14 protein-coding genes are annotated in these 16,053 nt (G+C 39.2%); 5 read left to right on the forward strand and 9 right to left on the reverse strand.

Annotated features, from left to right (window positions below):
• Nucleotides 1-31: 31 nt before the first annotated feature.
• The 8 genes from hisD to ABVT42_RS14550 form a co-directional block, all read right to left on the reverse strand.
• On the reverse strand, nt 32-1,234 hold the full coding sequence (gene hisD, locus ABVT42_RS14515) for a histidinol dehydrogenase (protein WP_353896464.1): 1,203 nt from the start codon (nt 1,232-1,234) through the stop codon (nt 32-34).
• Nucleotides 1,224-2,459, reverse strand: a complete 1,236-nt coding sequence (gene hisIE / locus ABVT42_RS14520) for a bifunctional phosphoribosyl-AMP cyclohydrolase/phosphoribosyl-ATP diphosphatase HisIE (RefSeq protein WP_353896463.1) — start codon at nt 2,457-2,459, stop codon at nt 1,224-1,226. The genes hisD and hisIE overlap by 11 nt, the downstream gene beginning before the upstream one ends.
• A gap of 138 nt (nt 2,460-2,597) precedes the next feature.
• Nucleotides 2,598-3,380 (reverse strand): imidazole glycerol phosphate synthase subunit HisF, encoded by a 783-nt coding sequence (gene hisF, locus ABVT42_RS14525; RefSeq protein ID WP_353896462.1) that lies wholly within the window; start codon nt 3,378-3,380, stop codon nt 2,598-2,600.
• Nucleotides 3,381-3,384: 4 nt separating this feature from the next.
• Nucleotides 3,385-3,960 carry an imidazole glycerol phosphate synthase subunit HisH gene (hisH, locus tag ABVT42_RS14530; RefSeq protein WP_353896461.1) on the reverse strand — a complete coding sequence of 192 codons (576 nt, stop codon included), beginning with the start codon at nt 3,958-3,960 and terminating at the stop codon, nt 3,385-3,387.
• 89 nt (nt 3,961-4,049) lie between these two features.
• On the reverse strand, nt 4,050-4,652 hold the full coding sequence (hisB, locus tag ABVT42_RS14535) for an imidazoleglycerol-phosphate dehydratase HisB (RefSeq protein ID WP_353896460.1): 603 nt from the start codon (nt 4,650-4,652) through the stop codon (nt 4,050-4,052).
• Nucleotides 4,637-6,283: an aminotransferase class I/II-fold pyridoxal phosphate-dependent enzyme gene (locus ABVT42_RS14540; protein ID WP_353896459.1), complete on the reverse strand. Its 1,647-nt coding sequence runs from the start codon at nt 6,281-6,283 to the stop codon at nt 4,637-4,639. The genes hisB and ABVT42_RS14540 overlap by 16 nt, the downstream gene beginning before the upstream one ends.
• Before the next feature lie 46 nt (nt 6,284-6,329).
• Complete coding sequence (hisG, locus tag ABVT42_RS14545) at nt 6,330-7,178, reverse strand: ATP phosphoribosyltransferase (RefSeq protein WP_353896458.1); 849 nt, start codon at nt 7,176-7,178, stop codon at nt 6,330-6,332.
• Nucleotides 7,179-7,701: 523 nt separating this feature from the next.
• On the reverse strand, nt 7,702-10,341 hold the full coding sequence (locus ABVT42_RS14550; RefSeq protein WP_353896457.1) for a DUF748 domain-containing protein: 2,640 nt from the start codon (nt 10,339-10,341) through the stop codon (nt 7,702-7,704).
• A gap of 270 nt (nt 10,342-10,611) precedes the next feature.
• Here ABVT42_RS14550 and ABVT42_RS14555 point away from each other — a divergent pair, with 270 nt between their 5' ends.
• The 4 genes from ABVT42_RS14555 (at nt 10,612) to ABVT42_RS14570 (ending at nt 13,665) form a co-directional block, all read left to right on the forward strand.
• The gene (locus ABVT42_RS14555) at nt 10,612-11,385 is read left to right on the forward strand and encodes a CBS domain-containing protein (protein ID WP_353896456.1); all 774 of its coding nucleotides are present in this window, start codon (nt 10,612-10,614) and stop codon (nt 11,383-11,385) included.
• Nucleotides 11,386-11,514: 129 nt separating this feature from the next.
• Nucleotides 11,515-12,942 (forward strand): bifunctional D-glycero-beta-D-manno-heptose-7-phosphate kinase/D-glycero-beta-D-manno-heptose 1-phosphate adenylyltransferase HldE, encoded by a 1,428-nt coding sequence (gene hldE / locus ABVT42_RS14560; protein WP_353896455.1) that lies wholly within the window; start codon nt 11,515-11,517, stop codon nt 12,940-12,942.
• 44 nt (nt 12,943-12,986) lie between these two features.
• Nucleotides 12,987-13,406, forward strand: coding sequence for a DUF423 domain-containing protein (locus ABVT42_RS14565; RefSeq protein WP_353896454.1), 420 nt, complete (start codon nt 12,987-12,989; stop codon nt 13,404-13,406).
• 58 nt (nt 13,407-13,464) lie between these two features.
• Nucleotides 13,465-13,665 carry a hypothetical protein gene (locus ABVT42_RS14570; protein WP_353896453.1) on the forward strand — a complete coding sequence of 67 codons (201 nt, stop codon included), beginning with the start codon at nt 13,465-13,467 and terminating at the stop codon, nt 13,663-13,665.
• Nucleotides 13,666-14,194: 529 nt separating this feature from the next.
• Here ABVT42_RS14570 and ABVT42_RS14575 read toward each other — a convergent pair.
• On the reverse strand, nt 14,195-15,454 hold the full coding sequence (locus ABVT42_RS14575) for an HD-GYP domain-containing protein (RefSeq protein ID WP_353896452.1): 1,260 nt from the start codon (nt 15,452-15,454) through the stop codon (nt 14,195-14,197).
• Nucleotides 15,455-15,733: 279 nt separating this feature from the next.
• On the opposite strand from ABVT42_RS14575, the gene ABVT42_RS14580 reads away from it, so the two are divergent.
• Nucleotides 15,734-16,033 carry a DUF1244 domain-containing protein gene (locus tag ABVT42_RS14580; protein WP_353896451.1) on the forward strand — a complete coding sequence of 100 codons (300 nt, stop codon included), beginning with the start codon at nt 15,734-15,736 and terminating at the stop codon, nt 16,031-16,033.
• Nucleotides 16,034-16,053 lie beyond the last annotated feature (20 nt).

Genomic DNA, 16,053 nt, shown 5'->3' on the forward strand with positions numbered 1-16,053 from the left:
TAACCATCAGACAGTTCAATTGTAAAATTAATTAGCAACGTACTTTAAGACTTTCCAAGTGGTAAACTAAACCTTCTGCTTGTGCTAAAGGCATTGCAGCTGTTGATAAAGTTTTGCGTCCATGATCGTTTAGTTGTTGTGTAGTCATTAATTTTAAATAGGTCAATACATTTAAGCCGCCAGTCTGTCTGGCATAACCCAGTGTTGGTAAAGTATGATTCGGACCACTAATATAATCACCAAGCGCAACAGCACTGTTGGCACCAATAAATAACGAACCATAGTGAGTCAGTGAGTCGGCACTAATATCAGCATGACATAGCATTAAATGCTCGGGAGCATATTGCTCACTAAAATTAACTAATGTTTCAGTATCTGGCGCAAAAATTAATTCTACCTGACCATTGTCGAGTAACGGTTTAGTTTGTTCATTCTGGTTGATAAAATCTAATAATTGATTAAGCCAGTTTTTATCATCGCTAACAATTAATGAGCAAGCCAAAGGATCATGCTCAGCTTGTGCTAAAGCATCGAGCGCCAACCATTCAACCGGTTGCTTGCCATCACAAATTGCGAGTAATTCGCTAGGACCTGCCAGACCATCAATTTTTACCTGACTTTGTAATTGCTTTTTGGCTTCGTTGACCCATGCATTGCCTGGCCCAACAATTAAATCAACTGGTGAAATTGATTGATAACCTTTGGCCATTGCTGCAATTGCTTGAACGCCACCAATCTGCATCATTTGAGTTGCACCCGCTAAAGAGGCGGCTGCTAATAGCGCCGGATGCGTTGAAGGAGTACAGGCTATTCTTATAGGGCAACCAGCAACTTGTGCTGGTATTAAGGTCATCAGGGCCGTTGAAATTAGTGGAAAACGTCCACCGGGAATATACGCTCCGATTCGCTCGATTGGCTCCACAACTTGACCAAACGTACCAAACTCATCAGTAAAGCTTTGCGTTTTAAGTCCCGCTAATTGGAACTGGGCAAAGGTTTTTACTCGCTTTGCAGCCAGTTGAATAGCACTTCTTAGTTCATCAGTTAAGTCATAATCGGCAAATGGTTTTAACGTGATCATCTGCGGCACTTGTTGATCGAATTTTTCAGCGAGCGTGTCGATGATTCGATCTCCACCATGTTCAATGTCTTGCAACATTTTACTGACTTGTTTGGCAACTTGTGAATCTTGATCGAGTTGGGTACGTTGCCAGTTGGATGCGTTAATTATCATTAAAGCGACTCCTTAACTCATTGGTAATATCATTAATATCAACACCTTTTGCCAGTGCATCTACCAAGGCAAAGAATATTAAGTCGGCTGCTTCCCAGCGTACTTCATCCGTATCCTGTGCTTCGATGAGTTCTTCGGCTTCTTCCCTGATTTTTTCTGCACGGAATTCTGCAGATTGAAATAATTTTGTGGTAAATGATTTTTCTGGTAATTGTTGTTGGCGTCTTGATAACAATTCGGTTAATCGATTGAGATCGAAGGGTTTAACCTGTGATGCAAAACAGCTGTAGCGATCAAAATGACAAGCATCACCTTGCTGTACAACGCTAAATAAAATAGTGTCACCATCACAGTCAACATCGGCACTGATGAGTTGTTGCTGATTACCGCTAGTCAGTCCTTTCTCCCATAATGATTGACGACTGCGGCTCCAGTAAATGCCTTTTCTCTGAGTGAGAGCCTGAGTTAATGACTCTTTATTGGAATAGGCCAACATGAGTACCTTTTTGGTGATAGCATCTTGTACTACTGTTGGAACTAAAGGTGCTTTTTCAAAGTCAACTTGACAAAGAAAGCAATCAACCAGGTTGAGTTTACCGGTATAAATAGACATTCCAATCTGACCATTTGCACCTAAACGTGTATACCATTGAATATCATCTAGTGTTGTAATGCCACCCGCAATAGTGACGGGAACTGGCGAAGTTTTGATGACCTCTTCTATACGAGGCTTATCAATTCCTTGCAGCATTCCCTCTTTTTCTACCTGTGTATATAAAAACTCACTGCAATGGTTTGCCAGTTCGGGAATCAAATCAAGAACTTTTTCTCCCTCAGTATTTTGCCAGCCTTGCGTTGACCAATAATCACCTTTGGCATCAATTGCAAAGATTAAACTTTCTTTAGAGAGCTTTTTTACCCAGTCTTGGCGACAACTGGTACCTATAATTATCTTGCTGGCACCCGCTTTAATATATTCTTGCGCGGTTTGTAAATCACGAATACCACCACCAACTCTACAAGGTCTGACTTTTAATAATTTTTTGATGAGCGCCTTATTGTCTCCTCGACCCAGTGCTGCGTCTAAATCGATGATCGCCACTTCGCCATAAGTTGAGAATTCTTCGAGAATTTCAAAAACATTCTCTCGCTCAAGTACTTTATCTTTTCCTTGCTTTAGTTGGACGGCTTTGCCGTCCATTAAATCAATCGATGGTATTAACATGAGTTTAATCCTGTGCTTGCTGATTTTTCGTCTTATTCTTGAGACGAATCATAAAAATAGTTGATAAATTTATTAAAGACTTAAGTTTGTTTTTAACCACTTAAGTACACGTTAAAACATTAAGTTTTTGTTAAGTATTTATGTTCGCGTATTGATACCATGTGCCATTAAATATTGTTTCACTTGATTGACGCTATACTCGCCACTATGGAACATACCCGCTGCCAGACAAGCGTCTGCGCCTGAAACAAATGCATCGAGAAAATGTTGTTCGTTCTTGGCACCACCTGAGGCGATTACCTGAATTGGAACTTGTTTAGCAACCTGCGCCGTTAGTGCCGTGTCAAAACCGGAGCCTGTTCCATCTTTATGCATAGCCGTGAGTAAAATCTCTCCCGCGCCTCTATCGGCAACTTCTTGCGTCCAATCAAAAAAGTTTCTCTCCGTTAATTTTCGGCCTCCATTAATATATACGCCAAGTTGTTCATCTTGCTGGTTGACATCGATAGCAACAACAACACATTGGCTGCCGTATGCTTTAGCAGTTTGATTAATGATTTCGGGTTGTAGCACGGCAGTGGTATTTAAGGCGACTTTGTCAGCGCCGGCATCTAAAAATGCTTTAACATCGTCAAGTTTTTTTAAACCACCGCCAACGGTAAAAGGAATCGATAGATTTTTTGCAATATCGGTGACCAATTTTAGTGCGGTAGGTCGGTTTTCGTTACTTGCTGAAATATCGAGAAAAACTAATTCGTCGGCACCTTGTTTTTCGTAATTTATAGCCAGTTCAACCGGATCGCCCATATCTCTTAATTGTTTAAAGTTCGTGCCTTTAACAACGCGTCCCTTATCAACATCGAGACAAACGATTATTCGCGGTAATAAACTGTTGTCGGAAAGTTGTGTTGAGTTGTTCATCAGTTCAAATACCTTGAGTTAAAATCTGGTTAATAATTTGACTACCGGCTTCACTGGATTTTTCGGGGTGAAACTGAACACCGATAAAATTATCGAGTTTGACTGCGGCACAAAAGTTTTCACCATAAGTTGTTGTTGCAATACTGTACGGACTGTCTTTAATAGCGTAACTATTAACAAAGTAAACAATAGTGTCATTCCATACATTGTCTTTTAATGTTGACCAACCAACCATAGGTTTCTTAGGGAAATCTAATGCTTGCGCTTTACCGTTAAGCCAACCTAAGCCAACCGCCTCCGGATCTTCTTCACTGGCATTAAAAAAGATTTGCATACCAACACAAATACCAAAAATAGGAGTAGTTGAACCTTTAAATTGATTGAGATATTCAACCCAACCATTCGCCTGAATATTTTCCATTACAGTCCCAAAACGACCTTGTCCAGGAATTACAATAGCATCATAGTTTTCTGTGTTGGGCTGTTGCAAAATAGTTACATTAAAACCCAAGCGCTCAATTGCCGCTTTTAAACTAAAAAGATTACCCGCCTTGGTATCGATAATAAGAATTTTTTTCATAAGTTTAACCTGAAAAAAGCAGGCCAATTGATACAACTTAAAGAGATTGCAAATTGGCTGAAAAAATTATTAAAAAATAGACCGTTTAATTACAACATGCCTTTCGTTGTGTTAATACCATCGGTTGGTGTTAAAGCTTCTTTCAGTGCATAAGCTAATGCTTTAAAGCAGCCTTCTGCTAAATGGTGATTGTTACGAAAGTACATAGGTTTTATATGTAATGTTATTGCTGCACTAGTTGCCAGGGTATAGAAAAAGTGCTCAAACATTTCTGTACTAACTTGTCCAATATTTTCACGAGTAAATGCCAGTTCGCCAACATAAAGCCCACGCCCTGATAAATCAACTGCGCACATAATAAGTGTTTCATCCATTGGCAGTAGTCTTTGGCCATATCGTTGCATGGTTTTGCGTTGTCGCCATGCTTGTTGCAGTGCTTGGCCTAAAACAATGGCAATATCCTCTACAGTATGATGATCATCAATATGCAAGTCGCCAGAAACTTTGAGTGATAAATTCCAGCGTGCGTGTGACGCCAGTTGATGAATCATATGATCAAAAAAACCGATTCCGGTATTAATTTCGATGTTTTGTGCACCATCAATGTCCAGTTCGACCGAAATATCAGTTTCTTTGGTTTGCCTGGATAAACTGATGACAGAAGAAGTCGATGAAATTATTTGCTTGGACATAACCATGCCTCCAGTTCGTTGATGTTATTCAATACGATATCTGCACCTGCCTCATATAAGGTTTCAGCGTTTCTTTCGCCAATGCCAATGGCGAGAGAATTCGAGGCGTTGGCGGCTTGCATGTCGTCTGGGTTGTCGCCGCACATCCAGCTGAAACTTGAGTACTTTTTTTGCAGTTTATTAATACCCTCCGGTGATGGTTTGGGTTCCTTCACATCATCCAGACTAACAACATCAACCGTTTTCAGATTAACTAGCTGTGTTCCTGCTTTTGCTTCAAACGCCGGACGACCGGTGACCACTGCAAATCGGGTTTGCTTTGATTGATTAATGTAATTTACCAATGAAGTATTAATTAGTGGCTTTTCGTTGGCAACAAAACCATCATTATTTTTACCAAGATACAACTGCTGAAAAACTTCGACAACTTTGTCCAGTGACAGCTCAACCTGATATTTTGCTAATAACGCCTGGGTTAAAACCCAATCATTATTATAGCCTCCCGAATCTTTAAACTGATAAATTTCTGCTTGGGAAATATTAACACCAGATAACTCCCGAACCGTTGCTTTGATTGTCGTATCGTAGCTATCGCTGGTATCGATTAGTACGCCATCCATATCGAGACAGACTAGTTCAGGGCGCAGTGCATGTTTGAGCAGCTGCTTGAGTTTTTGCAGATTATATGGAATGGTAATGCGCAAACAATTTTCTAATTCGTTTTCGTTAAAAATACGAATTAGGATCTGATTTTTCTGTAAAAATGATTTTATTGCTGTTGCTTGTTTGTTGGGTAAGCGAATCATTACAAAGTTAGCTTCACTAGATAGAACACAAATTTGCATTGACTGTAAATATTCGATCAAGGCTAATCGATTATTTGCAATAGCCTGACAATACTCACGCATTTCTTCACGATTATCTGGTTCGAGAGCTTGATTAGCAATTTGCAGACTGGGCTGGGGAATGTTGAATGGCATACAGCGTAAGGTAAATTCATTAATTAATTCGCTTGCGCCAATAATGTAACCCAAACGAATACCGGCCAGTCCATAAGCTTTTGAAAGTGTTCTTAAAATAACAAGGTTGTCAAATTGTGCAAGCAGTGTATTTACTGCGCTTTCTACTTGACTGAATTCGATATAAGCTTCATCTAAAAATACCCAGCTGCTATTGGCTTTAGCAGTTTTAATTATTTCAATTAAGTCAGTCTCGGCAATCAGCTCTCCGGTGGGATTATTAGGGCGAGTGATAACGGTAACTGAGTTTTTTGTTTGCTCAATAGATTGTTTTATTGCTTCGATATTAATGGATAAATCTTTGTTTGCCGGAATTAACTTTGCGTTGAGTTGCCAGCTTTTTACTCCCCAGGTATATTGCGAAAATGCAGGCAAAGGAAGAATCAGTTGATAACTTTCTTTTAGCAGACGCATTAAAATCATAATCGCTTCATCGCCACCATTGGTGCATAATACCTGTGATGGGTGAACTTGATTTAGCTCAGCAATACGTTGCTCTAGTGATTGTCTTTCTGGATAACGCCAATAATTTTCACCATTAGGTAAGCTGGCAACCAATGGGCTGGTGTTATCGCTGCGTTCGTTAAAATCGAGTTTTAGAAAATTTTGCATTTGCCTGTTCTCACTTTTGCCTGTTCATTGTATTACTTTGGGCGGATTAAAGTGCCTTGCGAATTGGTGTTTCTAAAATATCGGTGGCGCCAGCTTCCAGTAATCGGGGAATCAAGTCGCGAATTTCACTCTTCTTGACGGCGGCTTTAACGGCAAAACCTTTGTCTTGGTAGAGGCGTGAAACTGTTGGGTAGCGCATTGAAGGAAGAAGTTCAACGATGGCATTAATTTGGTCATTGGTGCAATTCATTTCCAGTAATACCCGTTCACGTCCATTAATTACGGCTTGCATTAAGGTTAATAAATCTTCTACCAATTGTCTTTTTCCGGGATCTTTTAAAACCTGAGAGTTGGCAATAAATTGGGTTGAACTTTCCATCACGGTATCTACAATTTTTAGGCGATTGGCGCGAATTGTTGTACCAGTAGAAGTATTATCAATGATCATGTCTGCATCTTCTGGTGGAAAAACTTCGGTAGCGCCATATGAACGCAACAGTTGATATTCAACCCCTAGATTATTTAAGTAGTCAGTGCTGACATTTTTATATTCTGAAGCAACAATGAGTTTGCGCTTTTTCATTTCTTCCCAATCCCAGTCTTCAGGAATACAAGTCACTATTTTTACCGGGTCATAACCAAGATTTTTAAGGACTTCTACATTGCAGCGTCTTTCTTTAATCCAGTCCAGTCCCGCAAAACCAATATCGTGTTGTCCCATTTCAACGAGTGATGGAATATTTTGACTTTTTAGCAGCTTGACTTCCAAGTCAAATCCATAAACTTTTGGGCGATAATTTCTTTCGTCTCCAATTAGCTCAATGCCGCAATCGGATAAAAGTTTAAGTACTTTGGTATTAATTCGCCCTTTTGGCAATACTAGTTTTAGTGTCATTTTTTTGGTCTCTAAAGTGGTCGCTAAGTTATCAGTCGTAGTAAATTTAAAACAATAAAAAAGCCCCGGTTACTTGGAGTAAACGGGGCTTGAGAATTCGTGTAATTTAAACTATTCAACACATAGGCAAAAGCACCGTCATCAATTATGATGATGGTGATGATGCAAAGCAATCAGCGCATAACCTGATAGGTTGGCTAATTCTTCAATAAATTTATTAATGCTTACAGTTTTCATGCGTGAAATTGTTTCAGATCGGTAGTGCGATCTCAAATAACCATGGGTTATAAGCTGTTAATTGCTTCAATTTTTTAGAAAAAAAATTTCTCAAATTAAAATTATTATTATTGTATATACAAATTGAAAATTTTTAAGATAGTTTTTTAATCGATTTTTATAAGTTGGTTGTACAAGCTAAAGCGATAATTTGATCTACAAAAGTTGAATATACAAGTTAAGTTTTTTTATAGATTCTTAACTTGTATGCACAACTTTATTTTTGTGGTTTTATTTAAATCTCTTGTTATACCTCAAATTCAATTCTAGGCTGGGCGTCTTTGCGTGTATCGATGCGGGGTTGGCAAAGTAATAGTCGAGATGATTTGATTGTGCCTTTTTCAACGACCCAGGCTTTAAATTGTTGGCCTCTCAACAAACTGATATTTTTTAATTGCTCTTGATATTCAGCATCGTTTTTATCACCGGTATATTCGGGTAAATCTTTTGGTGTCGCAATTGCACAAACTTTTACTTGTGTATCGGGTTTGTCTTTGAGTAAGGCGACAAACTGGGTAATAAATTCTTCCTGTTCAGGCTGAACTTCAATTGCTGCTGGGGTATAGTTTAAATTTTCAAATCGAATTTTTAGCATGTATTCACCAGCAATTCTGACTACCGATAAAACATTGGCATAAGGGACAAAGGTATCTATTAAATACGACTCTGCTGCGGCCATTACCGCTTTTTTAGTGATTAATGAAATAAAGCTGGAGATACCAAAATCGGGTGAACTGACATCACCTTTCAAAGGGATATCTAACTCAAGATTACCTGCGCTATCTTTTAGCATATTTATCGCGGAGTTCAAGGGGATTGCGGTATGCTCCTTGAGCAAATTATTATTGGTTTGTGAGGAAGAGGAAATCTTCAGGCCACGCATATTAATTTTGCTATTACCTTTAATTTTGTTATTGACAATTTCAAGTACTGTTTGATTGTCTAATTGACCGCTTAATATTTCAAAACCAAGATTGTCTTTTAAATAAGGTGAAACAGGTGGAATCGAAAACTCGCTCAATTGCGATGTGAATTGCAAGTTAAGCTTAGGTGTAAAAGGGGTTACTTTGCCTTTGAGCAGGATACCTGCATAAGCATCAGTTTTTAGTGCCAAGTCAATTTCGGTTGGTGTATTAATGTCTTGATTAGTTATAGGACCAACTGTCAATTTAGGAATGGTCAGGTGCTGAATAAATGCAGGTTGAATACTTTGGTCTTGAAAATACAGTTCATTGTTACCAGAAACGGTAAATTGATTCACGTTAAAAGTAAAGGTGTCGGCTGTTGCAGATTGAGTTAAGGTTTTTGTTTGTAATGATTCGCCATTTGGTCGCTTTTGTGAATTGTCGACAGAATTATTCGTTGCTGTTTGAGATGCTGGCGAAGATTGTTTAGCATCTGTTGATGCTTTTGAGGTATTTATTGGAACCAGATTCGCAATTAGTTTTTGTTTGTTTAATATCAGATGACTGATAAATGAATTAAAATCTATGTTATCAATCATTAATTGTTGGTTTGATAAATCAATATTCCTGATAGCAATTTGCTTAACCAATGCGAGGGCTGGCTGACTATTCGGTACGCTATCTTTGTTTGAAGTGTTTTTTGTGACACCTTCTTTTGATGATGTATTGCTCGCTTTATCATTCAGTTTTGAAACCAGTAAATCATAGAGGTTGATCGTATCTAAATGTAATTCAAACTGTTCGGCAGGCGTCAATTTGACATGTCCTTTTAGCATTTCTAACTGACCTAACTGTAGTAACTGATTACTAGTGGCTTGTTGCCTCACTGACAGGTGCTGATTATTTAGTTGCCAGTCAGTTTGAAAACTCAGTTGTTTTTTATTTAGAACGGCTTGGCTATTATTTAAATTAATATTGAGTTGTTGATTTTGAATTAATGTGTTAAATCCAATCATATCAAGCTCATCAATATTTAATGCCAGTTTGCTTTGATTTAAGGTAATGTTATCAGGCTTTAGTGTTACTTGATGAGCCAGACTTAGCGAGAGTTTGCCGCCAAGCTTATTGAGTAAAGTTGGCGGTAACAAATAATAGATACTGGCGAGATCAAAAGTCTTGAGATTCAGTTGATAGTCAGACTTTATTTCCTCTCCTTTGGCGTCAACATGTAAATTTAAATCAAGTGGGGCACCATTGATTATTGCACTGAGCTGCATCGTTGCTTGCTGCTCAGAAGATGTCGCTTGTAACTGATTGATATCTAATTGCTTTACCGTAATTTTGTGTGGCTGATCGAAATGTTCAAATACCAGATCAAGCTCGGCTATAGTGATATTGTCTGTCTTAATTAACCAGTCTTTTACGGGCTTTTGGGATGAACCATCATTTGGGGATGAATTGTTTGGGGTGGGTGGTGTGGTAGATTGAAAGTGATTTAAATCGACACCGGCTACTTTCAGCGATGACTCATTTTGGTCTGCAACAAACATAACCTTATGTAAAGCCAGCTTTTCAATTTCAATTTCTTTATCCAACAATCCCCATAAGCCAATATCTATTTCAGCAAAATCAATTTTAGCGGTTGCTTGCTGTGACAGGTTAATGGTTTGTAAATCACTTAAAGAGAGTTTTAATAAAAATGGATTCAGACGTATGTGTGAACTCTCGGAGAGTTGCAACGAAAGTGGTTTGAGTTGGTCGTTTAATGACCAGTTGATAAGTGTCGGACTCAGTGCCCAGATCAACAGTAAAATGAGTAAAATTGGCAGTATCAACCAACGAACAATAAAACCTAATAGTTGATAGCTGATTGACCCAAAGGTATGTTTAGTGTTTTGCGGTGAAGCCTGGACCGAAGCGGTATTCATGAAAATGACAAACTGATTGATTGTGCCGAATATTCTACCCAAACCAATCTGCATATTCCAATCTGGATACTCAAAGGATCGAATAAATCCTGCTTTACCAAACTTAAACGAAATAATTGGCTGGGATTTTTGCTAAATTTTCTTGAGCGAAGCTCGATAATTCATCTTGAGTATTTCTATTATTATGATTAATGAAACTCGGACTTGTTGAATTATCAATAAGTGATAATCTGTTGATTTAATTACCATTTAATCTATTGCGGGGGCTATGTTTTAATTTTAAACCTCTGTATCTCATAATTAATATAAAAAAGGATTCTCTCCGTGGAACAACTAATCTCTACCGCCAGCTTTGTTGTCATTTTATTTGGATTGGTCTATTTGCGTTCGCGTAATGCCAATATTGAAATTAAAGTGCCAGACATTATTGTGGCGGTTATGCCGGCGATGCTCTTTTTAATTGCAACAGGGAAGTTATCAAAATTTGAATTAAGTGAAAGTGGATTAAAGATAGAAACGGCAATATCAGAAGCAGCCAAAAGCAAGATTTCTGGGCTTGAAAAAAATGTGCATCTGGAAAAGTTACCTGCTCAATCGCTCGCTTCTGATGATAAAGCCAGTCTGGCAGAAATTCCCCGACTGATTGACCAAAAGACTGAAGCTTTATCTTTTAGAATGGGGGTGAGTGATTATAAAGAAGACATTATTTATCATTATATGCAAGAGCTTACTGCTAAGCCTTACTTGAAGCATTTGATCTTTCTCGACAAAGAGGGACAGTTTTTAGGCATTTCCCCAGTTAAACCATTTGTCAATGCCAATCCAAATAAAGGAAGTACTTATCGGCAATTGGCTAACAGTCTGGCAAAAGGTGACCGGAGTTGGATTGAAGCTAATATTCCTGAGATTGTCATGCGTGAAAATGCACTGAATACGAGCACTTCACGCAGCGAAGCACTGTCGAAAATGATCGAATTGCATGTAGATGAACTTCCCGTGATTGATCAGCAGGGAGATTTGGTTGGTATGGTTGAGCGAAACTTTATTTCGAGTACTCTGTTGCTTGAAATTGCATCGAAAGTCAAAGTGAAAGAATAAAATTTGTTGCCGGCCTTGCTTGTAATTGTCATGGGGGTTACAAAGGTGTTGGGCCTTGTGAAGCGATGCCATAAAAATATGCTATGATCGGCAAAGATGTTATCCATATTTAATAAATAGTCAGACTCAATGAATATATCTTTGCCCGATTTTAATCGCGCCAAACTGCTGGTGATTGGTGATTTAATGCTAGATCGTTACTGGTATGGTGGCAGTTCTCGAATTTCGCCCGAAGCGCCAGTCCAAGTAGTGAATGTGGGCCAGGTTGAAGAACGACCTGGCGGAGCAGGAAATGTTGCATTAAATATCGCCAGTTTAGGCTGTGACGTTAATTTAATTGGGATTACTGGTGATGATGAAGCCGCCGACAGTTTATTAACCCGGTTAACCGCAGCCCAGGTTAACTGTGATTTTGAGCGAGTCAAAGGGATCCCTACCATTACCAAATTACGGATTATCAGTCGTCAACAACAGCTGATTCGGCTGGATTTTGAAGAGCATTTCCAAGGGCGCGGCACTGCTGGATTAGTGGCTCGAATGCGTCGTCATATACAAGATTGTGGCGCTGTGATTTTATCGGATTATGCCAAAGGAACTCTGGATGATGTCCAGTCACTGATTGTTGAGGCTAACCTGCATAACATCCCTGTGCTGGTCGACCCCAAAGGGACCGATTTTGCGCGATATCGGGGAGCGACCCTGGTTACCCCGAATTTACATGAGTTTGAAGCCGTTGTCGGGTATTGTAAAGATGAGCAAACGCTGGTTGCCAAAGGGCAGGCATTGTTGAATGAAAACCAGTGGCAGGCGTTGCTGATAACTCGTGGTGAACACGGCATGACACTCTTGCGCCATAATCAACCTGAAAAACATTTGCCGGCTTTAGCGCGTGAAGTCTTTGATGTGACCGGTGCTGGAGATACTGTGATTGGTACATTAGCCAGTGCGCTGGCCGCAGGAAGTTCATTGGAAGATGCGGTTGCCTTGTCAAATATTGCAGCAGGAATCGTGGTTGTTAAGCTTGGCACTGCGACCGTAAGTGCTTATGAAATCAGGCGCCAATTGCGTCAGTCGGGAGAATCTGGCAGAGGCGTTCTAAGCCGCCAGCAGTTAAAAATGGTTGTTGAAGAAGCAAAAGCCCATCATGAAACAATTGTCATGACAAACGGTTGCTTTGATATTTTACACGCCGGTCATGTTGCTTATTTACAAAGCGCCAAGGCGCTTGGTGCTCGATTAATTGTTGCGGTTAATGATGATGACTCGGTACAGCGTTTAAAGGGCGAAGGGCGTCCAATTAACCCAGTCGAACGAAGAATGTCAGTATTGGCTGCATTGGGGTGTGTTGATTGGGTTGTGCCGTTTGCTGAAGATACACCAAGAGATTTGATTGTAGATATTATGCCTGATGTTTTAGTAAAAGGTGGTGATTATCAGGTTGAGCAAATTGCAGGGGCGAAAGAAGTCATAGCTAACGGCGGTGAAGTAAAAATACTGGGGTTTGTTGATGGCGTATCGACAACCAAGATCATCGAAACGATTCACCAGAAAACGTAATGATTGACTGTTTTACAGGATTGTTGAGTCACTGAGAGATAATCATGTCATTAACAAAGCATAAACCTTGGATTTTAATTGTCGGAAGTGGCTTTGCCTTATTCGCGGTGTTACTGGGGGCGTTTGCCGCTCATGCACTCAAAACACAAGTTGACGCTTATTCGCTAGGAATTTTTAAAACGGCGGTGAACTATCAAATGAACCATGCATTGGGTTTATTGGTGATCGGTGTACTTAAATCGATCAATCGATTTTCTACACACTATTTAAATTATGCGGCCATGGCGATGATTGCCGGTATCTTGTTGTTTAGCGGTTCGCTGTATTTACTTGCGTTGCTTAATATTAAATGGTTCGGGGCTATTACTCCGTTAGGGGGATTGTTGTTTTTGATTGGCTGGGGGTTGCTGATTTATGCGCTGCTTACTGATGGAAGGGCAAACCAAGCTAAAACCAGTGATTAGTTTTATCTGAATGCATTTTAATCATCCACTTGGTGCCATCGATAAATAGAAAATATTCATGACTGAAAATCCTCAATTAAAACATAAAGCACAAATAATGAATATTATTGGCTGGGTACTACTGCTTATTGGCATTATTTTATATATTTTGCCTGTTGCCTTTGAATGGTTAGGGCATTATTCCGGTTTATTGGCTTTTGTATTTATTTTTTGTGGGATTACGCTTCTTAAATTAAGGAAAGATCAGCTTAACCGCTAATTCTCCCGTAATTATTTCAATTATTCTTATAAAACAAAATAAAAACATGTAAGACATTGGCCATACCAGTTGTCAGATGATGCCTTTATTTGAGCGAGTGTTTGTCTGTTTTTTTACTAGGAAAAGTACGTAAGTTTATTAATCATTATTCTTATCTATTTGATTTCAATGAATTAAAAGGTAAAAGCTTATAAACACCAGTATCAGGTTTCTATGCAAGTCAAGCAAATCCGCTCTTGTTTAGTTTGGAGAAAAAAGTAATCTAGATAACAAGTGTTAAGGACAATACTGGACGCAAGGGAAACATGGAGAGGGACGAACTATTCATGGACATGATACTTAGGGAGATTGCAAGGAGCAAAGTTTTCACGGAAGAGAACCAGAGGAATGTAAGAGGGTAGCCAATGTGCTGCCCTTTTTACTTTTTACATTGCCTGATTACAGAGTTTGCAGAACTATAAAGCCAATCGAGCGTAGTGATTCAATTTCAATAGCTAGAAAATATTGTATATTTCCTCATGCGTTTAAATTATTTTTGACTGGTCATAAACCCAATTCTATCTTCAATGCCCAGATATTCATAAACTCTTTTGGGATATTCGCCTGGCTTAAGGACATTCTCAATTTTTAAATCCTGATGCTCCTGCAAGTTGATGATAAGCGCCTGAAGCGGGGGTATGTCGGGGTTATAGACTAAAATTTCGGGGCGTAACATATCTTGTGGATCAACACTGACCACCAGACCGATACTACCATCATTTAAGCTGACTACACTGCCTGGTGGAAATATGCCCAATGTGGAAATAAAGGTCTGTACCAACTCATTGTCGAGTTTGTCTTTAAATTTAGAATACATGGTTGCCAAGGCAATTTTGGGGGTTAACGCATATTCTGGGTTTGATGGATTACACAAGTTATCATAAGTGTTGGCAATACTGACAATTTTCACCAAGTCGGGAATTTCATCACCTTTGAGTTGGTTTGGAAAACCCGTACCGTCAACAAACTCGTGATGCAATTCGATAATTTTCAAAACATTTTGTGGCATGCCTTCTACTAATTCGCACAACTTACGACCAACTGGCGCGTGTTGTCGATAAACGCCCATTTCTGCTTTATTCAATTTAGACTTTTTGTTAACAATTGGACCTGGTAATTCAACTTTGCCCACGTCATGCAATAATGCCCCCCGCGCTAAATGACGTAGTTCATCGCCTTGGATGCCGCGAGCGGCAGCCAGACTTAAACTTAAAATTGTTACATTGATTGAGTGGTTGTACATGGTATGTGAGCCGGTGCCTAAATTCACCAGATTGGTGAGGATTTCTCCTTGGGATTCAAACTCTCCGGCCAGTCCATCAACCAGACCAGCTGCATCACGAATCGCATTAGCAGGTTCAGTCTTCAATTCGTGTGTTAATTTGCGGACTTTGGCCGCCTGTTCCTTATATTTTTTGGCAACGCTGCTGCGCCGTTTGCGGTACTTGTCAGCATTTTCCAGTTTGGTCTTTTTCTCTCGCCATCGGTCTTGCGTGACAGACTCCGAATCACTTGTCGATTGTTCATTGCTGGCACTTTGGCTTTCATGTGCCACTTTGATATCGCTTTGCTCGGGAAATACTGTGACTTCACGTAATCCCAATTGTTTAATCACCTGAATATCTGTTTTTGACGTAATTTTGAACTTGGAGAACAAGAAAGGGTGCTTGGTCCAAGGTAATTCAATATCTACAACAAAGCCAACAAGTAATTTTTCAACTGGTATTTTAATTTTTTTCGATTTTGCCATTGATGCCCAAACATTTGCTGCCTATATAATAAGTTTAGAATGTCTATCGCAATTTTTCATTTTGAAATTGATGTTTGCGGCTTTGACTTTGGAGGGAGATAGATATTTTTATTTCAAAAAAATAATTTTACTAGATATATCAATCAACTATATCATCTTTAGTACAATATCCGGGTTTGTTGACTGAGTCATAGAAACAACCACAGAATTACCGTTAATATCATCGTATAATAACCACTCGCTTTAAGTTAACAAAATTATATTGGCTGGATAATAGTGATGGAAAAACAACAAATTATAGAAGCAGCGGTATTTCGTCGCTTGTTGACACATTTGGATAATCATAAAGAAGTTCAAAATATTGACTTAATGATATTGGCAGACTTTTGTCGTAATTGCCTAGCGAAATGGATGGTTGCTGAAGCACAGGCTAACGGGGTCGAATTAGATTATGAGCAAGCCCGTGAGCATGTTTATGGCATGCCTTATGAAGAATGGAAAGCGCAATATCAACAAAGAGCTACGCCTGAACAAATGGCGGCATTTGAAGCAAAACAGGCTGAAAAATCAACTAATTGAAGACTTTTCTAAATGCAAAT

This window comes from Aliikangiella maris, assembly GCF_040719265.1.
Taxonomy (GTDB): domain Bacteria; phylum Pseudomonadota; class Gammaproteobacteria; order Enterobacterales; family Kangiellaceae; genus Aliikangiella; species Aliikangiella maris.